19 protein-coding genes and 3 pseudogenes are annotated in these 24,513 nt (G+C 67.2%); 5 read left to right on the top strand and 17 right to left on the bottom strand.

The window, feature by feature from the left end; all coding sequences use genetic code 11:
- Positions 1 to 38: 38 nt before the first annotated feature.
- From ACPEE0_RS15350 to ACPEE0_RS15365, 4 genes and pseudogenes are all read right to left on the bottom strand, one after another.
- Positions 39 to 989, bottom strand: a complete 951-nt coding sequence (locus ACPEE0_RS15350) for a sugar kinase (protein WP_052014040.1) — start codon at positions 987 to 989, stop codon at positions 39 to 41.
- Positions 990 to 1,027: 38 nt separating this feature from the next.
- Positions 1,028 to 2,238 (bottom strand): annotated as a pseudogene (manD, locus tag ACPEE0_RS15355) (D-mannonate dehydratase ManD).
- A gap of 104 nt (positions 2,239 to 2,342) precedes the next feature.
- A complete protein-coding gene (locus ACPEE0_RS15360; RefSeq protein ID WP_424574817.1) occupies positions 2,343 to 3,374 on the bottom strand; it encodes an L-idonate 5-dehydrogenase in 1,032 nt (343 codons plus the stop codon).
- The gene (locus tag ACPEE0_RS15365) at positions 3,371 to 4,753 is read right to left on the bottom strand and encodes an MFS transporter (protein WP_424574818.1); all 1,383 of its coding nucleotides are present in this window, start codon (positions 4,751 to 4,753) and stop codon (positions 3,371 to 3,373) included. Before ACPEE0_RS15365 ends, ACPEE0_RS15360 begins: the two co-directional genes overlap by 4 nt.
- A 213-nt stretch (positions 4,754 to 4,966) precedes the next feature.
- Here ACPEE0_RS15365 and ACPEE0_RS15370 point away from each other — a divergent pair, with 213 nt between their 5' ends.
- Both ACPEE0_RS15370 and ACPEE0_RS15375 read left to right on the top strand, forming a co-directional pair.
- Complete coding sequence (locus ACPEE0_RS15370; RefSeq protein ID WP_424574819.1) at positions 4,967 to 5,698, top strand: GntR family transcriptional regulator; 732 nt, start codon at positions 4,967 to 4,969, stop codon at positions 5,696 to 5,698.
- 95 nt (positions 5,699 to 5,793) lie between these two features.
- Positions 5,794 to 9,434 (top strand): annotated as a pseudogene (locus ACPEE0_RS15375) (TM0106 family RecB-like putative nuclease).
- Between the two features lie 63 nt (positions 9,435 to 9,497).
- Here ACPEE0_RS15375 and ACPEE0_RS15380 read toward each other — a convergent pair.
- The 3 genes from ACPEE0_RS15380 to ACPEE0_RS15390 all read right to left on the bottom strand — a co-directional run bounded on the left by ACPEE0_RS15380 (position 9,498) and on the right by ACPEE0_RS15390 (position 12,176).
- The gene (locus tag ACPEE0_RS15380; RefSeq protein ID WP_424574820.1) at positions 9,498 to 9,824 is read right to left on the bottom strand and encodes an acylphosphatase; all 327 of its coding nucleotides are present in this window, start codon (positions 9,822 to 9,824) and stop codon (positions 9,498 to 9,500) included.
- Between the two features lie 108 nt (positions 9,825 to 9,932).
- Positions 9,933 to 10,853, bottom strand: a complete 921-nt coding sequence (locus ACPEE0_RS15385; RefSeq protein WP_009356949.1) for a hypothetical protein — start codon at positions 10,851 to 10,853, stop codon at positions 9,933 to 9,935.
- Between the two features lie 261 nt (positions 10,854 to 11,114).
- Positions 11,115 to 12,176 (bottom strand): adenosine deaminase, encoded by a 1,062-nt coding sequence (locus ACPEE0_RS15390; RefSeq protein ID WP_133351631.1) that lies wholly within the window; start codon positions 12,174 to 12,176, stop codon positions 11,115 to 11,117.
- A 274-nt stretch (positions 12,177 to 12,450) separates the two neighbouring features.
- On the opposite strand from ACPEE0_RS15390, the pseudogene ACPEE0_RS15395 reads away from it, so the two are divergent.
- Positions 12,451 to 13,094, top strand: a pseudogene (locus tag ACPEE0_RS15395) (transglycosylase family protein).
- Between the two features lie 146 nt (positions 13,095 to 13,240).
- On the opposite strand, the gene ACPEE0_RS15400 reads toward ACPEE0_RS15395, so the two are convergent.
- Complete coding sequence (locus ACPEE0_RS15400) at positions 13,241 to 13,828, bottom strand: hypothetical protein (RefSeq protein WP_035752044.1); 588 nt, start codon at positions 13,826 to 13,828, stop codon at positions 13,241 to 13,243.
- A 157-nt stretch (positions 13,829 to 13,985) separates the two neighbouring features.
- Between ACPEE0_RS15400 and ACPEE0_RS15405 the strand changes: the two genes are divergently transcribed.
- Positions 13,986 to 14,894: an MSMEG_6728 family protein gene (locus ACPEE0_RS15405; RefSeq protein WP_424574821.1), complete on the top strand. Its 909-nt coding sequence runs from the start codon at positions 13,986 to 13,988 to the stop codon at positions 14,892 to 14,894.
- 2 nt (positions 14,895 to 14,896) lie between these two features.
- On the top strand, positions 14,897 to 15,757 hold the full coding sequence (locus tag ACPEE0_RS15410) for an NAD-dependent epimerase/dehydratase family protein (protein ID WP_424574822.1): 861 nt from the start codon (positions 14,897 to 14,899) through the stop codon (positions 15,755 to 15,757).
- A gap of 42 nt (positions 15,758 to 15,799) precedes the next feature.
- On the opposite strand, the gene ACPEE0_RS15415 is transcribed toward ACPEE0_RS15410, so the two are convergent.
- The 9 genes from ACPEE0_RS15415 to ACPEE0_RS15455 all read right to left on the bottom strand — a co-directional run bounded on the left by ACPEE0_RS15415 (position 15,800) and on the right by ACPEE0_RS15455 (position 24,294).
- Positions 15,800 to 16,855, bottom strand: coding sequence for a hypothetical protein (locus tag ACPEE0_RS15415; RefSeq protein ID WP_424574823.1), 1,056 nt, complete (start codon positions 16,853 to 16,855; stop codon positions 15,800 to 15,802).
- A complete protein-coding gene (locus ACPEE0_RS15420) occupies positions 16,852 to 17,055 on the bottom strand; it encodes a hypothetical protein (protein WP_407709023.1) in 204 nt (67 codons plus the stop codon). Before ACPEE0_RS15420 ends, ACPEE0_RS15415 begins: the two co-directional genes overlap by 4 nt.
- The gene (locus ACPEE0_RS15425; protein ID WP_009356941.1) at positions 17,052 to 17,390 is read right to left on the bottom strand and encodes a hypothetical protein; all 339 of its coding nucleotides are present in this window, start codon (positions 17,388 to 17,390) and stop codon (positions 17,052 to 17,054) included. Before ACPEE0_RS15425 ends, ACPEE0_RS15420 begins: the two co-directional genes overlap by 4 nt.
- Positions 17,387 to 19,165 carry a glycosyltransferase gene (locus tag ACPEE0_RS15430; protein WP_424574824.1) on the bottom strand — a complete coding sequence of 593 codons (1,779 nt, stop codon included), beginning with the start codon at positions 19,163 to 19,165 and terminating at the stop codon, positions 17,387 to 17,389. Before ACPEE0_RS15430 ends, ACPEE0_RS15425 begins: the two co-directional genes overlap by 4 nt.
- Positions 19,162 to 20,448, bottom strand: coding sequence for a lipopolysaccharide biosynthesis protein (locus tag ACPEE0_RS15435; protein WP_407709020.1), 1,287 nt, complete (start codon positions 20,446 to 20,448; stop codon positions 19,162 to 19,164). The genes ACPEE0_RS15430 and ACPEE0_RS15435 overlap by 4 nt, the downstream gene beginning before the upstream one ends.
- Positions 20,445 to 21,257: a glycosyltransferase gene (locus ACPEE0_RS15440; protein ID WP_424574825.1), complete on the bottom strand. Its 813-nt coding sequence runs from the start codon at positions 21,255 to 21,257 to the stop codon at positions 20,445 to 20,447. The genes ACPEE0_RS15435 and ACPEE0_RS15440 overlap by 4 nt, the downstream gene beginning before the upstream one ends.
- 12 nt (positions 21,258 to 21,269) lie before the next feature.
- Positions 21,270 to 22,361, bottom strand: a complete 1,092-nt coding sequence (locus ACPEE0_RS15445; protein WP_424574826.1) for a hypothetical protein — start codon at positions 22,359 to 22,361, stop codon at positions 21,270 to 21,272.
- 570 nt (positions 22,362 to 22,931) lie between these two features.
- Entirely contained in the window at positions 22,932 to 23,441 is a 510-nt protein-coding gene (locus ACPEE0_RS15450; RefSeq protein WP_424574827.1) for a glycosyltransferase family 2 protein, read from the bottom strand.
- 1 nt (position 23,442) lies between these two features.
- The gene (locus tag ACPEE0_RS15455; RefSeq protein WP_424574828.1) at positions 23,443 to 24,294 is read right to left on the bottom strand and encodes a glycosyltransferase family 2 protein; all 852 of its coding nucleotides are present in this window, start codon (positions 24,292 to 24,294) and stop codon (positions 23,443 to 23,445) included.
- Positions 24,295 to 24,513 lie beyond the last annotated feature (219 nt).

The following is a 24,513-nucleotide window of genomic DNA, read 5'->3' on the forward strand; positions in this document are numbered from 1 at the left end:
TGCCGCCTGCCGGCCGTGTCCGGCCAGGGTTTCAAGGCTTAGGCGTGCGATGGCAGCTCTCCCTTCACGGAGTCATGGGCGGCCGCGGAGACCCCCGCGGCGGCATGCGCCCGCGTCTGGTCAAAGGAGGGGATGAATCCTGTTCCGCCCTTGCCGCCCACCACCAGTGACGATGCCGCGGCACCGTAGCGGGCCGCCGTCGGGAAACTGTCCCCCAGCACCAGCCGGGCGGTCAGCGTTCCCACGAACGAGTCCCCAGCGCCTGTTTGGTCCACCACGGCCGGGGCAGGGATCGCAGGGACCCACACGGAGCCGTCCGCGGACTCGAGCTGGACGCCCTCGGCCCCGCACGTGACGGCAACAAGATCCGTGCCCTGCGCCAGCAGCTTGCCGGCCGCTTCCCGGGGCGACGAAGCCCCCAAAAGGATGCTTGTTTCGCCGGGGAAGCTGGGCGTGACCAGGAAGGCCCGGGGCGCGAGTTCGGCGAGTACCGCCGTCGCCTCTTCCGCAGTGGTGAGGCGGGGACGGAAGTTGGGGTCGAAGACAAAACGCGTGGCCAGGCCCGCGGCCTTGACGACGGCGGCGCGTGACGTTGCCGAAACCGCGCAGGCGATGCCGCCCGCGACGACGGCCCCCGCCGACTCGAACACGCTGGGGTCGACGTCGTCCGGGCCCAGGGTGGAGCCGACGCTGCCGCTGCGGGCATAGGAGAACTCACGCTGGCCGTCGGGGTCGCAGTGCACCAGGTAGACGCCCTGCTGCCCGGACCGGAACTTCAGCAGATCCGTGGAGATGCCAAGTTCCGCGATCCTGGCGGCGATCGCCTTGCCCAGGTCGTCGTCGGTCAGGACCGCGAGAAGCCCCACCCGTGCGCCGGCGGCCGCTGCGGCCGCCGCCACGTTGAGGGCGTCGCCGGAGATACCCAGCTGCGCAGGAACCCCGTGGCCGAAGGCCTGGTCGGTGGCGACTTCCACGAGGATCTCCCCCATGGCCACCACATCAAAGTCATCCCGGGTTGCTGCTGCGTTCACCAGTCGTGCACCGATCCGTCGAGCCGGCGGTTGACCGGCAGGTATTTGGGGTCGAAGGGGAAGCGCGCGGCGGCTGCCTCGTCGAACTCTACGCCGATGCCGGGAGCATCACCCGGGTGCATGTAGCCGTCGTTGAAGGTGTAGGAGGTCTTGAAAACCTCGTTCGCCGGCTCCCGGTGGCCCATGTATTCCTGGATGCCGAAGTTGGGGATGCTCATGTCCACGTGCAGCGCCGCGGCGAACGACGCCGGTGAAAGGTCACCGGCTCCGTGCGAGCCGGAGCGCACGCCGTAGAGGTCCGCGAGCGAGAAGATCCGCCGCAGGTGGGTGATGCCGCCGGCGTGGGACACCGAGGTGCGGATGTAGTCGATCAGGCGTTCGGTGATGAGCTGCTGGCAGTCCCAGATCGAGTTGAACACCTCGCCCACCGCGATGGGAGTGGTGGTGTGCTGGCGGATCAGCCGGAACGCCGACTGGTCCTCCGCAGGGGTCGGGTCCTCGATCCAGAACGGGCGGTACTGCTCCAGGGAGGCGCCCAGCCGGCCGGCCTCGATGGGGGTGAGCCGGTGATGGACGTCGTGCAGGACGTGGATGCCGTAGCCGAACTGCTCCCGGACGTGCGCCATCATCTTCGGCGCGAAGTCAAGGTACGCGGTGGTTTCCCAGGTGTCTTCCTGCGGAACGTTGCTGCTGGCGGGTTCGTAGAGCTTTCCGTCCACCGGGGCGATGCCGTAGGTCTTGTCCAGGCCGGGACGGCGGCCTGGGCCCGGATGGCCTTGTAGCCGAGGTCCAGGTGGTGCTGGAAATCCTCGCTGAGGTCCTCCAGGGTGGAGCCGCTGGCGTGGCCGTAGACCATCACGCCCTCCCGGGCGGCGCCACCGAGAAGTTCGTACACCGGCATGCCGGCGGCCTTGCCCTTGATGTCCCACAGGGCGACGTCGATCGCGGCGATCGCGGTCATGGTCACCGGTCCGCGGCGCCAGTAGGCCCCCTTGTAGAAGTACTGCCAGGCGTCCTCGATGCGGCGGGCGTCGCGGCCGATCAGCAGCGGGCACAGGTGGTCGGCAAGGTAGGAGGCCACGGCCAGCTCCCGGCCGTTGAGGGTGGCGTCGCCGATGCCGGTAATGCCGTCCTCGGTCTCAATTACGAGCGTGACATAGTTCCGTCCGGGCGACGAAACCACTACCCGTGCGTCGGTGATCTTCACTGGTTGGTCCTTCAGGTGTTTTGGAGAGAGGCAGTCAGGTCGCAGTAAGTGCCGTTATGAGCCGCCATAACGGCACTTACTGCTACTCAGTAGGGTGGAGGGGGTCAGGTGGACGTGAACCGGAGCATGACCTTGCTGCTGCCGGCGGCCGGGTCCGCGGAAACGCGCATGGCGTCCTCGGCCTGGTCAAGGCTGAACTTGTGGGTGATGACCGGCGACACGTCGAGTCCTTCGGCCATGGCACGGAGGGCGTCCGTGATTTCATCAACGAACCGGTAGGAACCAATCCAGGTGATTTCCCGCGTGACAAGGTCGCCGAGTGCCGCAGGGGCGGGGGCGCCGGGCAGGTTGCCCACCTGGACGATGGTTCCGCCGCGGGCGGTGGCGCGCAGGACCCCGCCGAGCACCGCCGGAATGCCGGTGGCTTCGAACACGAGCTCCATGTCCGCGGGGAGGCTGCCGCCGTTGGAGACGTTCAGCACCTCATCGGCGCCCATCGCCTTCGCGATAGCCAGTGATGCTTCGCTGATGTCCGTGGCAACCACGTTTCTCGCGCCGGCATGCTTGGCCGCCGCGACCACCAGGGAGCCGATGGGGCCGGCACCGTTGACCAGGACGTCCCGGCCGGTGAGGCTGCCTGCCCGGCCAACTGCGTGCAGGGCGACGGCGAGGGGTTCCGCCAAGGCGCCGTGTAACGTGTCCACACCCTCCGGAAGCGGGCGGATCTGCGAGGCGCGGGCGAGCTTGCGTTCGCTGAACCCGCCGTCGGTGTGGGGGTCGAAGGCGGCAGAGCCGAAGTACCGGATTTGCGGGTAGAGGTTGGTCCGGCTGGCCAGGCGCTCCGGCATGGTGCCGTCGCCCACCAGTTCCGCGGGGTGCACCGTCACCGGCTGCCCCACCTCGAGGTCCGTGACGCCGGCACCGAGCTGGGCAATCCGGCCGGCTACCTCGTGGCCCAGGACCAGCGGGGACTTCAGGACAGCCGTCCCCGAGCCGCCGTGGCGCCAGTACGAAAGGTCCGATCCGCAGATGCCGCCCCACTCGACGTCGAGCACTACCTCGCCGGGGCCGGCTACAGGCTCGGGCCGTTCGTCGATCCGGAGGTCGTTGGCGCCATGGACTACAACGGCTTTCATACTGCGTCTTCCAGGCGGACCATGTCGCGGCCGCGGACCTCGGGGCCGACGGCGGCGGAGACGAGGGTGATCAGTGAGTACGCGATGAGCATCGCGGCCAGGGGCCACCAGTGGCCGGTGATCGCCGTGAGCGTTGCGGCCAGCAGCGGGCCGATGGCCGTGGCCAGGATGCCGCCGATTTCCTTGGCCAGGGCGAGCTGGGTGAAGCGGGTCCGGGCTCCGAAGAACTCGGCCATGGTGACGCTCTCCATGGCGAAGAGGCTCAGGACGCCCAGGTTCAGGCCGATGATCATGGCGACGGTGATGAGGACGGTGTTTCCGCTGGTGACCATCAGCAGCATGGGGATCGCGAACAGCGCGGTGAGGGAGCTCAGTGCAAGGTAGAGCGGCCGGCGTCCGAAGCGGTCACCGAGGATGCCCATAACGGGGATGGTCACGAACCCGAGCAGCGAGCCGTACATGATGGCGGTGGTGCCCACGCTCTTGTCGACGAGGAGGACGGTGGCGAGGTAACCGATGATGAAGGTCTGGATCAGGCCCGAGTTGCCTGCCTGCCCGAAGCGCAGGCCGAGGGCGATCAGGAACGCCTTGCCCTTGCGCTGGTGCAGTGCTGCTTCGATGGTGCTGGTTTTGGCCAACTCGTCCGCAGCGGCGATTTCGCGCTTGGACAGTGCAACGCCGTCCACCACGTCAGCACGCTCTTCAAAGACGGGGCTTTCCTTGACCGAGCGGCGGACCCAGACGGCGAAAATCATGAGCACGAAGCTGAACAGGAACGGGATGCGCCAGCCCCAGCTGAGCAGGTCTTCTTCAGACAGGGTGGACACAAGGATTGCCCAGATGGCGGAGGCGGCGAGGGTTCCCGAGTTGGTTCCCAGGCACACAAGGGACGAGATGAGGCCGCGGCGGCGGGCGGGAGCGAACTCAGCCAGCATCACGGTTGCGCCGGCGATCTCGGCGCCGGCACCAAAGCCCTGCGCCAGGCGCAGCGCCACCAGCAGGATGGGCGCCCAGATGCCGATCATCGCGTAGGTCGGGAGAGCACCGATCAGCGTTGTGGAGGCACCCATGAGGGCGATGGTGATGAAGAGGACCTTCTTGCGGCCGATCCGGTCGCCCATGCGGCCGAAGTAGACGGCACCGGCAAGGCGGGCAACATAGCCCACGCCGTAGGTTGCCATGGCGGCGATGAGGCCGATAACGGGGCTGACGTCGGGGAAGAAGAGCTTGTTGAAGACGATGGCTGCTGCCAGCGAATACAGCTGGAAGTCCATGAACTCCATGGCCGTCCCCAGCCACCCGGAGACGGCGACTTTCGCCAGTTCCTTGGTGGGCTTTGCCTTCGGCTTGGTAATGGGTGGCGAGATGCTCTCGGTCATCTGGTGCTCCTTTGCAGGCGATGAAAGGGGGGTTGGGGAGAGGTGCGAAGTCGCCGCCCTTGAAGTAGGGAGCAGGGTACGAGGTGTCCGTCCTTCCGGCCTGTGCCTCCCAGAGTATTCCGGGCAGGGCCGTCCGGTCTGCTGTTCCGCGGCTTTCCGACTACCATACAAGCACTACCATTCTAGTTTGTCAACGATGGCTAGACTGGTCCCATGGCTACCGGCAAGAGCGATAGAGGACAGATTCCACGGCTGTCCGTTCGCGACCAGACACTCGAGGCGCTGCGGCGCCGCATCATTTCACTGGAGCTTCCTCCCGGCGAACCCCTGTCCGAAAATGAGCTGGCCCAGGAGATGGGCGTCAGCCGTACACCCGTCCGCGAAAGCCTGATCCTCCTGCGCGAGGAAGGCCTGGTGCAGGTTTTTCCGCAAATTGGTTCCTTTGTGTCCCTCGTGGACCTTTCCAGGGTTGCGGAGGCCCAGTTCGTCCGCGAAGCCATCGAATGTGCTTCCCTGCACGACTTTGCAGCCGACGCCGCGGGAATTTCCGGCCTCCGCGACATCCTGGCCAGCCAGCGCGATGCCGAAGCCAAGGGGGACATCGAGGAGTTCTTCCGGCTGGACGAGGATTTCCACCGCGAACTGCTGCGCCTGGCCGGTCATGAATCGGCCTGGACGGCGGTCAACTCGGCAAAAGCGCACCTCGACAGGGCACGACGGCTCAGCCTGATCGACACGCGTCCGGTGTCCACCCTCATCGAGCAGCACACCGCGGTGGTGGATGCCTTGGAAGCCAGGAATGTTGCCGAGGCGGACAGTTCGCTGCGGCTGCACCTGCGCGGCGTGTTCGAGGATGTTAAACGGATCCAGGCCTCCTCCCCCGACCTCTTTTCCGACGGCACCGCCCGCCGCCCCGTCCGCAGGAACGTCGCCCGGCTCTCCTAGGGCTGTATTGTCGGCCCCTCTTGCTACGTTTGGTGCAGGTGTAAACCAGGGCCCCAGGAACCGTCCTCCGGCCCGGCTGTCAATGGGGAGGCCCCATGTTTCTGCTCGAAGCTGCCAGCGCCGGCACGGCGCCGGACCTGGTGTTTTCCGCCAGCGATCTGGTGGCCGCAAGCGAGTGTGAGTACCGCGCGCTCCGCATCCTGGACGAAAAGCTGGGCCGCGTCCCGAAAGCCGACTTCCCCACGGATGAGATGCGCGTCCGGGCCGGTGAACTGGGCGACCGGCACGAGCGGGCGGTCCTGGCCAGCCTGATCCGGAAATACGGCGAGTGGGACGCCAGCCGGGGTGCCGGGGTGTACTCCCTGGACCGCGGGGATAACCTGCGCGGCGAACTGCAGGCCAAGCATGCGGAGACCGAACTGGCGCTCCGGTCCGGAGCCGACGTCGTTTTCCAGGCCACGTTCTTCGACGGCGAGTTCCTCGGCTACGCCGACTTCCTGGTGAACGAGGCCGCAGGAACCGGGAACCCCGGGCGCTACGAAGTCTGGGATACGAAGCTCGCCCGGCATGCCAAGGTGGGCGCCCTGCTGCAGCTCGCCGCATACGGTGACCAGCTCATCGGCATGGGACTGGATCCCTCCCCCGTCGTCACGCTGGTGCTGGGAACCAGGGTGGGCGAGGACTGGCTTCGCAGCAGCCATTCCCTCCCGGACCTGCTTCCCGTTTTCCGCGAACGGCGCCGGCGTTTCCGCCAGCTGACGGCCGCCCACCGGGCTGCCGCGGTCCCCGTGGAGTGGCAGCAGCCCGGCGTTGTGCACTGCGGCCGGTGCGACTACTGTGCCGAGCAGGTTCAGGTTCACCGTGACCTGCTGATGGTTGCCGGGATGTCAGTGGTGCGGCGCCGGAAGCTGCACGCCGAAGGCATCACCACCATCGACCAGCTCGCCGCCATACCGCCCGAACAAGCCTCTGATTCCGTGGGAAGGCTGCGGCGGCAGGCCCGCATGCAGCTGGGACTGGACCAGGTTGCCGGGTCACGGACCTTCACCAAGGACGGGCACCCGCACACCGTGTCCTACACGGTCCTGCCGGACCACACCATCACGTCGCTCCCCGCCCCAGCCCGGGCGACATCTTCTTCGATTTTGAGGGTGACCCCCTCTGGCAGGACCCCGCCACCGGCGTGTGGGGCATCGAATACCTCTTCGGCGTCATCGAGGCCCCCGAGCCCGGTGCCGCCGGGACCCCCGTCTTCCGCCCGTTCTGGGCCCATTCCCGGTCCGGGGAACGCCGTGCCTTCCTCGATTTCCTTGCCTACGTGGAGGAACGCCGGGCCCGCTACCCGGACATGCACGTCTACCACTACGCCCCCTACGAAAAGACGGCGCTCCGGAACCTCTCCCTGGCCCACCAGGCCGGCGAAGAGACGGTGGACGACTGGCTCCGGCACGGCCTCCTGGTGGACCTGTACGCCACGGTCCGGCATTCGCTGCGGATCTCCGAGGCGTCATACTCCATCAAGAAGCTCGAACCGCTGTACATGGGTGACAACCTGCGCTCCGGCGACGTCAAGGATGCCGGCGCCTCCGTCGTCGCCTACGCCGCCTACTGCGCGGCCCGGGACGCTGGCCACCAGGAGGAGGCGGACAGGATCCTTGCCTCCATTTCCGACTACAACCAGTACGACTGCCTGTCCACCCTCCGGCTCCGGGACTGGCTGCTGGAAATCGGGGCACGGGCGGGGGACGCGGCCGGGGAAGCCGGGGCCCGGGCCACGGAAGACCGGCCGGGAACCGAACCCGCGCAGCCGCTGGCCGGGCGGGAACGCCGCGACGCCGTGGACGAGGCACCCGAGGAGGCCGCACTCCGCGAGTACCTGGCAGGCCTGCCGGACAACCGGCCCTGGACCGACGACGAGCGGGCCCTGGCCATGGTGGCAGCGGCCACCGGCTACCACCGCCGGGAGCGCAAGCAATTCTGGTGGCAGCATTTCGACCGGGTGGAGGCGCCACTCGAAAACTGGTCCGAGCAGCGGAACGTGTTCGTGGTGCAGTCCGCCGAGGTGTCATCAGACTGGGCCTTGGCCAAGCCCCGGGAGCGGATGCGCACCCGGGTTCTGCGGCTGCGCGGCACCATGACGGAAGGCTCGGATTTCCGTGTGGATTCCACCTGGTGCCGGCTCTACGATGCTCCACCGCCGGACGGCATGTCGGCGCCGGATGCCGCTCCCGGGGCCAGGGCCTACACGTTCGGCACCATGATCAATGAGCTCTCCCCGGCGCCGGACAACCCGGAACATACCCTGATCACCATCGCGGAGCGGGAATCGAAGAAGGTGGCAGCCTACCCGCACCTCCCCGTTGCACTCACGGAAGACCAGCCCCTGGCTACTGCCAGCATCGAGGCAGCCATCGCCGACATCGCCCGGTCCGTGGGATCGTCCCTCCCGTCCCTGCCCGCCCAGCCGGGACTGGACATCCTGCGGAAGCAGCCGCCCCGGTTCCGCTCGCTGCCCGGCCCCGCTGAAGTCCGGCACGGCCCGGACGGTTCTGCCGATTACGCCGCCGCCATCACAGCATCGCTCCGGGACCTGGACCGGTCCTACCTTGCCGTCCAGGGACCTCCGGGTACGGGTAAGACCTTCGTCGGCGCCCACGTGATCGGCCGGCTTGTGGCCGAAGGCTGGAAGGTGGGCGTGGTGGCGCAATCCCACAACGTGGTGGAAAACCTGCTGTGCCGGGCCGTCGAGGTTGGCGGCGTTGACCCGGCGGTGGTCGGCAAGAAGCTGGCTGCACCGCATGACGTTCCGTGGACATTAACGTCCGACGGCGACGTATCACGCCTGCTGTCAGCGTCCGGCGGGTGCCTGGTGGGCGGGACAGCGTGGACCATGACCGGAAAGGAAGTTCCCGCCGGCTCCCTGGATCTGCTGGTGATTGACGAGGCGGGACAGTTCTCGCTGGCCAACACCCTTGCGGTGTCCCGTGCCGCCCGCCGGCTGCTCCTGCTCGGCGACCCCCAGCAGTTGCCGCAGGTGACCCAGGGTGCACATCCGGAGCCTGTGGACGAGTCCGCTTTGGGTTGGCTCGCCGCCGGCCACGCAACCCTGCCCGGTTGGTTGGGCTACTTCCTGGCGGACAGCTGGCGGATGCACCCCGAACTGTGCCGGGCGGTGTCGCAGCTCAGTTACGAGGGGAAACTGCAGTCGGCCCCTGCGGCGTCGCTGCGTGAGCTCGAAGGGCTTCCGCCCGGCGTCGAAACTGTGTTCGTGGACCACACCGGCAACACCACCAGCTCCAGGGAGGAGGCAGCCGAAGTGGTCCGGCAGGCACAGCGCCACCTGGGCCTGAAATGGACGGCGGGTCCGGAGAGTGAAGCGCGGCCGCTGGACCAGCAGGACCTCCTGGTGGTTGCTGCCTACAACGCACAGGTCCACCTGGTCCGGAAATATCTGGAAGAGGCCGGCCTGCCCGCGGTCCGTGTCGGAACGGTGGACGAATTCCAGGGCCAGGAGGCGCCGGTGGTCTTTGTTTCGATGGCGTGCAGTGCCGTGGCGGAGGCTCCCCGCGGGGCAGAGTTCCTGCTGAACCGGAACCGGATCAACGTAGCCGTATCCCGCGGCCAGTGGCGGGCGGTCGTCATCCGCTCCCCCGAGCTCACCAGCTACATGCCGCACCGGCCCGCTGCACTGGAGGAACTTGGCGCCTTCATTGGGCTCAGCCCGCGCGCGGAGTAGCGGCGGGAGGGCCTGGAGGCAGGCGGCACGTGGAGGAAGACGGCAAGTGGAGGAAGCCGCCGGTCAGCGTGCCCGGAAGCTGTTGAAGCCTCCCTCGGCCGCGGTGAGGGATTCCTCCACGCGTTCCACCCTGCCCGGGGTCCGGTCTGATTTCAGCCAGTCGAGGAGCGCAGCGACCTGCGGCTCAGGCCCCTCCGCAACCACGGCCACCGAGCCGTCGCTGACGTTTCGCACCTCGCCGGTCAGGCCCAGTTCCTCGGCCTTGCCCATCGTCCAGAAACGGAAGCCAACCCCCTGCACCACGCCGAACACGCGTGCGCTGAGCCGGACCGTTCCGGTCGGGGAACCACCCGGCGCTGAACCCGCCGGTGAACCGTCGTGGCCGGCCATGGAGAGCCTCCTCAGGAGCGTCGCCCCACCCCATCTGGGTAGCAGTAGGTGTCGTTATGGGCGGCCAAAACGACAGCTGCTGCGACCCAGTTGGGCGGAGCGGACCGCTTAGTTGATGGTGATGTCGCGGGTGGCGTGGTTGTAGCGGATGGTGACCGTGCCACCGGGGTGGTGCAGTTCGTGGTTGGGACCATCGAACGTGCCAAATGCGCCGTAGTTCTCGTCCCACGAACGGTTCAGGGCGATCTTGAAGGTGTAGAAGCCGGCCGGCAGCTCGGCGCTCTTCTTCCAGAGCTGGTCCAGGAAATCGAACTCCATCTGTGCTTCGTCGTACTGGGGAGCCCAGTTCTCCGGTGCGCCCAGGATGGTGTTGAAGTCACCGGCAACGGCCACGGCTTCGGGCTGCGGGTGGGTCTCAACGTCCGGTCCCTCGAACCCCTCGGACGCAACGGAACCGGCGGCAACAGGCTGCTTGGCCGCCGTCTTGCCCTTGACTGCCTTCACTACCGGCTCAACGGCTTCTTCAAGTGCCTTCGCCGCCTTGCCCACGGCAGCGGCGGCCTTCTTGGCCGGGGTCTTCCTGGCGGTGGTCTTCTTGGCCGGCGCTTCCTTGGCCACGGGCTCAACGGGAGCCGCGGTCACCTTCCGGACGAATCCTTCGGGAGCGGTGGGAACCGGGGTGTCGGCAGGAACCGGCGTGCCGGCGTCGAGCGCGGTGGCGAATGAAACCGCATCGGGGTACGCCACGGTGGCACGCATGCCGTCCTCGGTGATGGTCCAGCCGGAGCGGCCCTTCACCAGCCAGCCGGCCTTGACCAGTTTGGCGGTGGCGGTGGTGAGCGTCTTGTGGCCGCGGGGAATTCCGCCGCTGAGCAGTTCGGCTTCGTGCTCGTTGAACGGCACGCGCGCGGTCGCCTCGGCGAGGACCTGGCCCGCGTTCAGTGCATCGCCTGACCACACGCCTTCGGTCAGGACATCCAGGACGGTCTTGAGACGAAGGTAAGTGTTTTCTGCGGTGGACTTGGCCATGATTCCCCTTTTATGAAAGCGATCGGTCATAGGCATCTTGCCAACTGCCCGTAAAATCGCGCGACTTTAATTGGTTAACTCTGCGTGTCGTGACCGACTATGAAGCGGATCCCGCATCAAAGTGAGGCGAAGGTCTCGGGTAAGGGCTGTTGCATAACCCTCATAGCGCCGGCATGGGTGCCGCCCTGCAATCCCCGGACACGCCTGCGGCACCCAGTTTAGCGGCACCGCCCTGCAGTTGTTGCCTGGGACACAGCAGCGTCAGGGCGCGACTTCCCCGCTGTTCAGTTCCTCCAGCAGTTCGGCCTTGCGCTCCTCGGAGGCAAAGGACGAGTGGATGGAGTTCGCGGCCAGGCGGGCCTTGTCAAAATCGGACAGATCGAAGACCGCCTTGAGCTGGGCAAAGTTGTCGTCCACGTAGCCGCCGAAGTACGCCGGGTCATCCGAATTGACCGAGACATTCAGCCCCGCGGCGAGCATCGCCGGAAGCGGGTGGTCGGCGAGCGTGTCCACGGCACGGAGCCGGACGTTGGACAGCGGGCAGACCGTGAGCGGGGTCCGCGCGGCAACGAGCCGTTCCACCAGGTCGGGATCGTCCATGCAGCGGATGCCGTGGTCAATGCGTTCCACACCCAGGACATCAAGGGCTTCGATGATGTACGACGCCGGTCCCTCCTCCCCTGCGTGTGCGGTCAGCCGCAGGCCTGCTTCGCGGGCCTTGGCGTAGAGCCGTTCGAATTTGGCGGGAGGATTGCCGACCTCGGCGGAGTCCAGGCCGATCGCCCCGATGGGCGCCTCCATGGCGAGCAGTCCGTCCAGGACCTCCAGGGCCGAGTCCTCGGGGAGGTCGCGCAGGAAGGCTGCGATCAGCATGGTGGAGATGCCGAAGTCCTCCTGGGAAGTGGCCAGCACCGATGCCACGCCGTTGACGCAGGTTTCCAGGGAAATGCCGCGGGAGAGGTGCGCCTGCGGATCCATCATGATCTCGGCGTGGCGGACGCCGGCGGCTGCTGCGCGCTCAAGGTAGGCGTGGGTCATGGCCGCAAAGTCCTCTTCGGTCTGCAGCACGGCCATGTTGGCGTAGTACAGGTCCAGGAAGGACTGCAGGTCGGTGAATTCGTATTTTTGCCGCAGCTCGTCCAGCCCGGAGTACGGCAGCGTGATGCCGTTGCGTTCGGCCAGGGCGAAGATCAGCTCCGGCTGCAGGGTTCCCTCGATGTGCAGGTGCAGTTCGGCTACCGGGAGGACCCGGGCCGGGGCGCCGCCTTCTGATTCGTCGGCTTCGGTTCCGGGCGCGGCGGTGGCGCCGGCAATGTTTTCCATCCGGTCAGGATAGTGCCCCGGGAGATTTCCCGCCCACCGGCGGAACACCGGAGCTTTCGACACTCCCGGCAAGATCTCGATTTGATAACCCCACGGCCATGTCCTAGCGTGAAATGCATACCCGTCCAGCGGGTGCATGAATGCCCGGTGCTGCCTCCACCAGAACTGCCCAGCGGCAGCCACCGAAGTTGACCTCTATTCGTCAGGGGCGGGCAGTGGCGCGACGATCTCCGGGGACGGAACCAGCGCCGGTGGCCTTCAGGAGCATCACCACATGAAAAACACCACTTTCCGTACTGTCGCGCGCCGTGGAGCCACCGTGGCGGCCATTTCCGCCGCCGGCCTGGCACTTTCGGCCACGGCAGCCAATGCGACCACCAGCACCTCCACCTGGGATGCTCTGGCGCAGTGTGAAAGCGGCGGCAACTGGGCCACCGACACCGGGAACGGCTACTCGGGCGGCCTGCAATTCAGCGCCAGCACTTGGTCAGCGTACGGCGGCACGGGCTCGCCGGCGGACGCCAGCCGCGAGCAGCAGATCGCTGTGGCGGAGCAGGTCCAGGCCTCGCAGGGCTGGGGCGCATGGCCGTCCTGTTCAGCGCAGCTCGGCCTGAGCGGCGGCGCCACCGGGACCGCACCTGTCCAGCAGGCACCAATCCAGCAGGCACCGGTGCAGCAGGTGCCGGTCCAGGCTGCCCCGTCCAGGCGGCGGCAACACAGGTTCCCGCCGCCAAGCACGCCACCTCAGTGGCCCTCAGCGGAGAGACCTACACGCTGGAAGCCGGGGACACGTTGAGTATCGTGGCGGACAAGCTGGGCATCCAGGGCGGCTGGCAGCAGCTTGCGGACGCCAACCTGGACACCATCTCGGACCCGAACCTCGTCTTTGAAGGCCAGGTCCTGCAGCTTCCCGCGTAGGAGCTGCCCGGCAGCCCATGCTGCCCAGCCCTCCGGGGCTCCCCAAGCAGGTCGGCGATAGACAAATTCCGTTGACCAAAAGACGACGCCGGCACGCCCCCACGAGGGGAGTGCCGGCGTCGTTCCTTTAATCCGGTAAGCGGGGCTTAGCTGGCGGGCAGCTCGCGGACGATCCGGACCTTCCAGGCGGAGTCATCGCTCGTGTCCAGCAGGGCAACGGTGCCGTGGGCCAGGTTCAGCGCCACCCGCTTGACGGCGAGCAGCTCCAGGTACAGGTGCTCGTTCATGCGGCTGGGGGTATCGATCATGTACTTCACGGCGTCCCGGACCTTGCGGTAGTTGGCGCTGCGTTCCCGGTGCATGTGCAGTTCCAGGGCAGACTTCTGCTTGATGCGGGGTTCGTGCCGGTTGAGCAGGGTGACCGCGGTGTGGACCCCCACCACGAGGGCAAGTGAAACCACGTAGATCCACCAGCCGCTGGAGAGCAGGAACAGCGGCAGGTTGCCGATGGCCACAATGGCTATCACCACGCGGAGCGCCGCGATGCGGCGCATCGTCTTGGCGACGGCGGCGATGCCGTCGCGGAAGCGGTGCTGCTCCTTGCGGGCGGCGTGGGGATCGATGGTGAACTCATCGAGGACAAGGATGCCCTTTGCTTCCGGAGCCAGCATCTGCCCGAAACGGGGCATGCTGGGGTGGGCGTGTCCGGTGGTCTTTTCAGGTGTTAGTGTCATGAGGGAGCTTCCAAAACGCGGGGGTGGTTGCGGAGATCTTAGTGGTTTTAACCTCCCCACGCATGCATCAGTCCACTATCTGGACACCCGGAAGGCTTCCCCTGTGGCCGGCGGCACTGCAATTGGAACATCCGCCGGGTGCCGTCAGACTGAATGAATGCAAACCTTCCTCCCGTACCCTGACTTCCGGCAGAGCGCCGCAGCACTGGACACCGCCCGGCTCGGCAAACAACGGGTTGAGGCGCTCCAGACGCTCCGCGCCCTGGTTATTCCCGGATACGGCTGGCAGACCCACCCTGCCATCCGCATGTGGATGGGCTACGTGCCGGCGCTGACCATGTACGGGCTGGCAATGGTGGATGAATGGACCCGGCGCGGCCACCCGGACAACACCCGCGCGAACATCACCGAGTTCGCACCGCAGGCTGCACATCCGGACTACGCCGGCAAGATTCCGATGCCCCCGTGGCTGGGCGATCCTGACGTCCACCTCAGCCACCGCTCCAAGCTGGTCCACAAGGAACCCAAGTTCTACAGCCCGGTCTTCGCCGACGCGGTGCCGGACATGGATTACGTGTGGCCGGAACCCCGGCATGAGTTCTTGCCCCGGGAACCCGAGGGCGAGATTCTGTGGATCCTCCGCGATCCCCACGACGACGTCGATCCCCAGTCGCTGGACACGGTGGCGCTTCCGCCCGTGAGCGGCAGCATCGCCGCAGCAGCCGGCGCGGACGACTACTCCCCCGTCTACCTTGAGGAGTCTTCGCGCCGCCCGTCCAGGCAGCCGCGGAAGGCCCCGGCCAAGCCGCAGGCGAAGAAGCCCACCCGCAAACGGATGGCGCAGGAGGAGGCTTTCTCCACCCTTCCGGGCAAGACGCCGGTGGCCGTCCCGTTCGAACACGGACAGAAGTTTGCGGTGGGCCAGGTGGTGGGGCGGCCCATCACGCTCGAGGACGGCCGGTTCGGCCGGCACTTCGAGGTCACGGAGATTATTGACCGCTCCGCGTTCGCGTACCCGGCCCTCCTCCAGGATCCGCGCGTTTTCTTCGCCGTGGAGGCTCCCTAGCCATGACCATCCTGCTGGCCGGCTGCGGCGACCTTGGTACGGAAGCGGGCCTTCGGTTCGCAGCGCTGGGGCACCGGGTGGTGGGCTGGCGCCGCTCCCCCGGGAAACTGCCTGCCGCCATCGAAGGCGTTGCGGCTGACCTGGGCGCTCCGGACCTTCCCGCCGTCCCCAAGGACACCACCGCCGTCGTGATTGCCGTTGCCGCCGATGCTCCCACGGAAGACGCCTACCGCGCGGCCTACCTGGGTGGCGTCACGCACGTGCTGGACGCCCTGGAGCGCGACGGCGTGCGGCCGGCGCGGGTGCTTTTTGTCTCCTCCACGGCGGTCTACGGCGATGCCAGCGGGGGCTGGGTGGATGAGGACACGGTCCCGGCCCCCGGTGGGTTCTCCGGGCGTGTGCTGGTTGAAGCCGAAGATGCGCTGCGGGCGCGGCTGGCGGGAACCGGAACTGCGGCTGTGTCCCTTCGGCTCGGCGGCATCTACGGCCCGGGCAGGACGCGGCTGATCGACCAGGTGCGCAGCGGTTCAGCCGTAATCCCGGAAGATGTCCGCTACACCAACCGGATCCACCGCGACGACGCTGCCGCAGCCATTGTCCACCTGGTGTCCGTGCCGGCCGACCCTGCGCCGGTCTACATCGGCGTGGACGACGATCCCGCCGACCTGGGCAGTGTGCTGCGGTTCCTGGCTGCCGCCATGGACCTGCCGCAGCCGCCCGTGGGTGATGCCGGACCGGCGCGCGGCGGCAACAAGCGCTGCAGCAACGGCCTGCTGCGGGGCACCGGCTTCACGTACGCGTTCCCGTCATTCCGCGAGGGCTACCGGGACATCCTGGCCGGCAACGGCGTCCGTCATCCGTAAATGACGGCGGCTCCCCCGCCCCGGGGTTAGCCGACGGCCGCGCTAGGATCCCGCGGTCGGGTGCCAGTACCGCAGGCCGCCGCTGGTTTCTCCGGCAGGCGTGACGTCAACCATGGCATACGGGAACGCCCGGCGGTCCGACTGGTCAGGTCCGCGGCCGCGGACGTCCGAACACCACGTACCGGTGTTGATGTACCGGGTGGAGCAGTCCTCCAGCGGGGACTCCAGCGCCCTGTGGGTGTGGGCTGAAATGTACCAGGCGACCCCGGAGCGCGAAGCCTCGAGGGTACGGGCGAACCGGCCGGCAGCGGCAGGGGCTTGCTCGCTGGCGATGCTGCGTCCGGCGGCCGCAAGGACCATGCGGGTGGCGGTGCGCGGGACAGCCGACACCGTCCGGAACCTGGACAGGCGCGCCAGTTCCCGAACGACGTCCTCGTCGAGGGCAAGGCGCCGGGACTCAGACTGCAGCAGTACGTCGTAGGCGTCCGACCGGACGCGCCGTTCTGCCCGCTCGGACGCCAGGCAGGCACGGGCAACGGCGCCGGCACGGCTCAGGCGTGACCCCGATGGTTGGGCGTGCCAGGCCGCAAGCGGAGGCAAATCCAGCCCGTCGGTGCCGTTGACCGCCGTGCGGAGCAATTCCGGGATGCGGTGCAGGGCATGGTGCTGGTGGCCGTGCTCCGCGACGAGCACGCCAGGAACATGCAGGAACCACGGGTGGACACGGACCCGCCCGGGCTCCACGGGTGACAGCAGTTCCGCCAGGCTGGCCGCCACGGAGGGCCGGGCCAGCTCCACGTCATGGTTGCCGCAGACGAAATGCAGCTGCACGCCGAGGGCCGCGCACTCCTGCAGCGTCCGGAACGTGTCCACGTGCTGGTCCAGGATGGACTTGAGCCGGGCCAGGCTCTCGTCCTCGCTGAACCCGGTCAGTTCGAACGTGTCACCGACGAAGACCACGTGCCGCTCCCGCCCCCGGGCCGCCAGCACCTCGCGCCGGAGGAACCCGGGCAACTCCCTGCCGGGGTGGCGGGGATCGTCGTCGGAGTCATCCAGGTGAAGGTCGCTGAGGAGCCACCACCGCGCCGCGCGGCTCACGTGATCAGCTCCCATACGCGCGGAACGAAAAGAAGCAGGAAGACCGTCCAGACGGCGGCGACCGCGATCCGGCTGACGGTCCGGTTCGCGTGCCGCGGGCCTGCGGATTGCTCCGGATCCTGTCCGGTATGGCGCACCTCAAGCGTTATCAGGGTGGTGAGCAGGGCGGCCGCAGCAAGCACTCCGGGGAAATCGATCATGCCGGGGCCTCCTTGCGTTCCCGGGCCAAGCAGGCGAGGACAGTGATGGCACCCATCGCGACCACGCACCCCTGCCACGACCACACGGTGAGGTAGAACATCGCCGTGGAGACGGCTGTCAGCGTGGCGATGCCAAGCGCCACGACCAGCAGCGCTGCAAGCGCGGCGTCGGTCACCGGCGTAAGCCGAACCAGTGCCTGCCCCGGGAGCAGGACGAGGACGGTAAGAGCCACCAGCGCCTGGAGCGGTCCGGGCAGCCCCACGAGGGTCACCACTGACAGTGCGACGGCAGCGAGGCCAAGCGCCAGGGTGGGCCGGCTGATTCCGCCGTTCATGGTGTCATCCGGTAGACGCGTGCCTCCGCATTGCTGAATGCGAGCCTCACGCCGTTCTGGGCATCCAGCCACTCCTCCAGCTCGGCGAAGCCCTCCGTGGTGCTCTCGCCCTGGAGCACGATACTGGCCTCCGACGAGCGCAGGAACATCAGGAAGCCGCCTTGGGCATTATGCCGCACAAAGTTGTAGACGATCGGCCCGCACGTCGCCGCCGACAAGTCGGGAGAGCACAGGTCGTCGATGGTCCGGTACTGGTGCTCCAGATATGTCTGGTCCCGCCAAGGTGTTGGGTGCGCAGCCGAAATGATCACCGAGCCTGGCGGGGCCAGGCTCTGCACGGCGGTGACGGCCGCCATTTCACTGTCACTGAAGAGGTCATACTCTGCATTGCCGAACCGGCCCGTCACATTGAGCACGGCCAGGACCACGAAGGTGAGCACCAAGGCCGCCGCCCTGCGGATGGAGAGGCGAAGGCTGCCGTCGGGCGGCAGCAGGGCTGAGCAGGCCAGCAGGGCAATGAAGGGCAAGGCGAACAACGAGACGCGGATCAGCATTTCCCCGCCATAGGACTGCACGGGAAAGAGCATCAACGGCGCAGCCGCGAGGATGGCCACCCGGATGTCCAGCCGCCTTCTGCGCCATTCGCGCACCGCCCCGGCCGCAGCAAGCAGCCACAACACGACCGTGAGACCCACCCGGAGCTGCACCACCAGCAGGTGTCCGGGGGTACCGCCCACACGTTCGACGACGTTCGTCGCCACCGCGCCCTGGAAGCCTGCGTCCTCTATCGGAGGGTGGCCAGCGAGGTAGGCACTCGCGGGATAGACGAACCACAGCACCAGCACCACCGCGGTGATCAGGGGCAACTGGCTGGGCCAGACACGGCCGCTCAGGGTGAGGGTGGTGATGGCGAACAGCACCATGAACGGAGTCAACTGGTGGCTCGCGAAGATCACGACAACGAGCAAGAGGACCATCGCGAGGGCAGCCACCCGGTGTCCCGGCCGGGAATCAGCGGGCCGCCGCTCCTGCCACCAGGCCGCCAGGTCGGCGCGCCTGAAACCGCGGAACCTGGGCGGCAGCGCGGCCAACGGGCCGACGAGCAGCGCGACGATCACAAGGTACAGGAAAACACCGAAGGCCTGCGGAGACAGGTAGTCCTGGTCCTGCCAGTTGCCGAGGCAAAAGATCCAGAGCACCAGCCAGCGACGCCTCGGGTCATTCGTGAGGTAGCGCATGACTACGCCGACGGCGGCAAGCCACAGAAAGACGTTGAGCACCGGCGCCCACAGGGCAACGCTTACCGGATCAAGGCCGGTCGCCGCCAGCAGTGTGGCCAGAAGCGCGAAGAAGCCCGGCCAGTTGAAGTACGCGTCGATGCCCGGATCAACCCGCTGCATATCGGACAGCGCGTCGGCGATGCCAAGGTGGCGGAATGCCACCTCTCCCCGCGGTACGTCGGTCACGAACAGGGCCGTCCCGAAGAGGACGAGGACGAGCACCACCACCAGCCAGAGCATGACCACGCGGTGCGCCGGACCCACGGCGTCCCCCCGAAGCGCCGCGGCGAAGGCAACGTTCAGCAGCACGACACCCACCCAGAACGGCCAGGGCAGCATCGCCACGAGCCCCAAGTCGCTGGTGACGGGCAAGGTCACCGCTGAGGCGGCCCCCACGGCGAGGGCCAGCGACACGAGGCCTGCCAGTGCGCACCAGATGTCTCGCGGCTTCCAGCGTTGCTTGGTCTCTTCGGGCAGCTCGAGCGTGCTGATCATCGCACCTCTCTCGTCACGCCCCGCAGGATCGCGAGGAGCCGAAGGCCCACGGCTGCGGCCCCAACGGTCAGTACCACGAGCCAGGCGAGGGCCATCGCGGTCGAGCCTTTTTCAGCGGCCCACAGCGCGGCGGTGCAGAGCGCGACAGCCAGCGTCACCCCCACCGCTATTCCCTCCATGTACCGGCCACGTGCCCGGCAGACAGCGTTGTAGGCCTGCAGCACTGCATACGCGACCACGCCGGCCGCCAAGAGCCGGAGGGCGTCGGCTGATGCGTCCGCGTATTGCTCCCCCAGCAGGTGGAGCAGCGGGCGTGCGAAGAGGACAAGGACGACGGCGGCCAGTCCGCCCACGGCGAGCGACCACCGCAGAGTGGCCCAGGTGGTCGCCACCAGGCGGTCAGGTTCCCGCACGCCCTCCGAAAACTGGACGATGCCCATCAGCATCGGAGCGGTGTAGGCGGCCCACGCCATCATCCATGCGGGATACCAGTACGCGGCGGCCTCCGGTGCCACCATGTGGGCGAGCAGGAGCGGCAGCAGCAGTCCAGGTGCGCGCTCGCTAAGGGTAAGAAGCTGGTTCGGAATGCCCAGCATCAGCACTGAGCGGCCATGTACAAGACGCAGCGTTGGCCGGGGCTTGTAGCCGATAAGCCTCCTCAGCTGTACCGCCCCGATGACCGCTGTCACGGCGGTCCCGAGGGTCCAGCAGGCCATCAGCATGTCCACCGGGGCGGGATGCGCCTGCCAGGCCACGAGGGCAATGGCCGCGAGCGAGACCAACCCGCCCACGGTGTACCGCAGGGTGGCGCTGGCGCCCCGCCCCAGCGCCACGAGGGCCTGGTCCATGACCGTGCCCATTGTCCCCGTGATGGCAGCCAGGAGGAACATGAGCCAGAAGAGAACAGAGACCGAGGCAGTCTCCGGCGCCACGGTCGCCTCCAGCACGAGGTAGCCAAGGGCCAGCACGGTGCTGGCCACCGCCACGATGCCGAACGCCGCATCCAGCACCCGGGCAGGCGGTTCACCCCGCCCCACCGAGACGATCACGGCAGACCCGGCGCCCAGGATCGCCAACTGCGCGCAGATCAGCACCGCGGACACGGCTGCCGTGGTGAGCCCGACCTCACGCTCGGCGGCCGCGTGCGCGGCCACGATCCAGAACGCGAAGCCCGAGCCGGTTTGGGCGGCCTTGGCCAGGATGAGGCCGAGCGAGCTGCGCAGCGCGGAGTGCCGGACCAGGGTCGAGATGTCCGTTGCAGCAGCCCCCCGCTCGCCCCTCACGATGCGAAACCCTTTACCAATCCCGCGTAGTTGTACCAGCAGAAGGCGGCGTAGTACCGCAGCCAGCGCGGCTGGCCGGCGGCGAGGCTGAGGGCGCTGCCGCGGACCGCCGCGGCAGCGGGCAGCAGGGCCAGCCTGGCACCGCGCCAGCCGTGCTTGCGGATCATCTTTCCCAGCCCCGTTCCGTCCATGAGGAACTGGTCCAGCGCGAAGTCGAAGTCGTCGGCGGCAAAACGGTGCTCGACGACGACTTTGCGTGACACACCCGTCCGCAGCCCCGACTGCCGCATCCGCCAGCGCAGTTCGATGTCCTCGCCGGACTTGAAGGAGTCGTCGAAGCCCACGCCCATCATCAGTTCCCGGTCGACGATTGTCGCCACAAGGCCGAACCAGTTGCGGCTGCGGCCAGTGCGGTGGTGGTGGGCCAGCGCCTGCCCCCAGTAGCCCGGTCCGGCGACGCTTTCCAGTCCTGCCTGGAGGGCGTCGTACCTGTCCTCCACCAGTTCATCGAGCAGGTCGACCACGCCGTTTGGTCCAAAGACGACGTCCGCGTCGACGAGCAGGACCCAGGGCGTGTTGCTGCTTCGGACACCAAGCGTGCGGGCCCAAGGCAGGCCCCGCCCCTCGTCGCTCACCACCCGGGCTCCTGCCGCCCGGGCGATCTCGACGGTGCGGTCGGTGGAGAGTCCGTCCACCACGATGATTTCGGCGACCCCTGACTGGCGCAGGGCCTCCAGGCAGCGCGGGAGCAGGTGTTCTGCGTTGCGCGCCGGAACTACAGCGGTGACGTCGGCAGTGCTGTGACCCACGGCCCCCACCCCTTATGCCTGCTCGTCGAGGACCGCCGGCAGCAGCTCCTCAAGATGGCGGACAATGTCATCGGATGCCTGGTCGGCCGACCACGCGGCAGGCACCTGCAGCAGGTGGCAGGGACGTCCGTCGAGCGCCTTGCTCAGCACGAGCCCCTTGGCCGCGAAGTGCTCGCGCCAGGGAACGACGGACGTGGCGGCCAGGCCGGTCACCACCCGCTGCGAGAAGCTTGCCATTTCGATGTGGAAGTTGCCCATCATCCGGTCAACCATCCAGTCGGTGCTCTTCTCCAGAACCTGTGTATGGCTGCCTTCGTACCGCTCGATGTAGATGGAGGCCGCGAGTGGTGCCGAGGTGGTCACTTGCCGTCCGGGAAAGGCTGCTCCGGCGTCAACCATGCGGTGCTCGGGGGACCATTTGCGGGAGAAGTCCGCGAGCCGCGGATAGCGGATGACGTAAGGGTGCACCAGCGTGGTCAGGCGGCCAACGCTCTGCGAGAGCGACGACGGGACGAGGGGTTTCCGGACACCTTCAAACAGGTGCGGGTAGATGTTCCGGTGGTGCGGCTTGATGAACATCGGCTTGGCGTAGCCGAGCAGGGTGGCGTCCTCGGCGAGGAAGGCCCAGTCGTCCCCCATGAACGACCATCCTTCGCGCCGCATCAGCTTCGCGGCGGTGCTCGTCTTGCCGGTGCCTCCGGCGGCAGGAAGCGCGATCGCGTGGCCCCGGTAAGCCATCGTTGCAGCATGGATCATCGCGGCTCCGCGCTCAACCATGGCGGCATCGAGGACGGGCACTACGGACGTGAGCAGTTCGCCTGCGCCGTGGATGCGCCACTGCTCCGCGTCCCGGACCACCTGGACCCGGTCGGCATTGAAGCGCACGGCGTTCTCGGTGTACGCGAGCTCGTGCTCAAGGTGGCCCGCATCCGGCATCGGCTCCGGCCGGTCATCCACCACGATGTGGGCTGGCCGTTCGGAGTCGGTGGCGAAACACGCCAACATGGTCTTGAGCTGGTGGGCTGCCGGCGCCTGTGCATCAACGCTGATGTTGATGCGGCCGTGGATGTCAAAGTTGAGTGCTTTGGTCTGTCTAGTGCGCATGTTCGTCCCCTGTCTAGATGATGTGTTGGTCGGATGGTGTTGCTGGACTGGACGGTGTCGGCCCCCGAGCCTTGCCGACGCCGTTCACTGCACGTCCCGCCATGGACTCACTCCGGCCAGGACCGGCTTGTTCAGGGGGCGACCAGGCACACGGCCAAGCTGGCGTCCGCGGAGGTAGCCTGCCGATGTATAGGCCACTACCGCAACGAAAGCAGCCGCGCGGCCCAGTCCCGAGGGATCTCCGCGGGTCCAGTCGTAAATCCCTGCAAAGAACGCCCGGGGAAGGATGCTGCGGACGTATCTGCGTTCCGGGCCGAGGGCCCGCTTATGCCCAACGACCTGGCTGACCCTGGGCCTTCGAGATCCCCTCCGACCAGGACCGTGAAAGCATGTAGCGAATGGTTCCCCGGCTTGCCGGAACATGGTGGCGCACCAGCGCCGCCGGTTCGTAGACGATCCGGCTCCCGGGGGAGCCCATGGTCGACCGGATGCAGATCTCCGTCTCCTCGCACCCCAAAGGCGTCGAGCCCCGCCGGCCGAGGGAGTGGTTGAAACCGCCCACCGTTCTGATCACATTAAGCCGGAAGGACATGTTGGCACCGATGACGTTTCGAACTTCGGATGCCACCCGTGGCAGGCCCCGGTGGCTGCAGCCGACAATCCAGTCGAGCTCTTCGCCAAAGAAACAGGCCGCCCCGCTTCCCAGAGAGGTTCCACCCGGCCGCCCACGCCCAGCACCTCGGGATCGTCATAAAGGGCCATCAGGCGTTCAAGCCAGTCCGGCGCCGCCACGGCGTCGTCATCGAGGAAGGCGACGACGTCCGAGTCCGCCAGGCCCACACCGGTGTTGCGGGCCCCGGAGAGCCCACGCGGGCCGGTGTTCCTCGCTACGGTGATATCGTCGGCCGTCTTTGCCAGCCGCTCGTAAAGTTCCTCGTTGTGGTCGATGACCACTATGACTTCCTTCGGTGCAAGGGTTTGCCCCCGGAGCGACTCGATGACATCCAGCAGCCAGTCCCAGCGCTCTGCGGTGTAAGCGCAGATGATCACTGAGACGGTTGGGGAAGGTAGGTACTCCATGTCAGGCCACGCTCACAACAGGAAGAACGCTCTGCGGATCCGTGGGTGTCCGCGGGAAACTCACACTGGCGTAGGCGTACTTCACGCGGCGCAGGGCCTCCGGCCGTGCACCGGCGGTGGGTGAATCCCACAGGAGACATTCGTGCGCCATCGTCCCCAGGACCCGCCAGCCGTCCCGGAAGGTCTGGAGGTTGGACACTCCGGAGATGCGGTCCAGTTCGAAGCTGGGGACCTCGGCGATTCGAAGGCCCGCCCTGGCGGCCCGGACGATCAGCTCCGTCTCGATTTCGAACCCGTCGGACTCGAGCTGCAGGACATCCAGGCATTCCCGCCGGAAGGCGATGTAGCCGTAGCAAAGGTCGGAATAGTTGCTGTGCAAAACCGCGTTGGCCAGCCCGGTCAGCGCCCGGTTTCCGGTGCGCCGCAGCCATGTCAGGTCCTCCGACCCCCCACCGGTGACATAGCGGGAACCCTTGACGAAGTCATAGTCGTGCTGCAGTGGAGAAACGAACCAGCCGATTTCCTGCGGATCCATGCTTCCGTCGGCGTCCAGCATGACGATGATGTCACCGGTCGCGGCAGCGAATCCGGACCTGAGCGCCACACCTTTGCCCTTGCGCTTTTCGTCCACCACCTTGATGTCCTGGCGCACTGCCCGCGCCACTCCGACGGTGTTGTCAGTGGACCGGCCGTCGACGATTACCACCTCATCGACGTACAGAGGCATACGCCGAAGGACCCAGGGAATGTTCTGGGCCTCGTTCAAGGTCGGGATGACCACGCTGATCGACGCCCGCACCGGCGCTGCTGCGAGCTTAGAGAGCGAAATGGGGGGCTGAGTGGAGATAGACATATGCCTCACCTCTTCTTGGCGTGTGGAAAACTCTGGCCAATGGGGAAGCACTGCTGAGTCAGCGCTTGTTGGGCCTTGGCAGTTCCTTGGCCCGGGGTAGGTCGAGCATAGAGTCGGCCAACCCGAGTATTCACCAGTAATGAGTACTCGCCTTTTTAGTCGCGTCCTACTGGAGGGAAATGCCTCTTCAAGAAGCTAGGAGGGCGGGGGCAAGGCTGT

Source organism: Arthrobacter sp. SD76 (genome assembly GCF_049726125.1).
Lineage (GTDB): Bacteria > Actinomycetota > Actinomycetes > Actinomycetales > Micrococcaceae > Arthrobacter > Arthrobacter nitrophenolicus.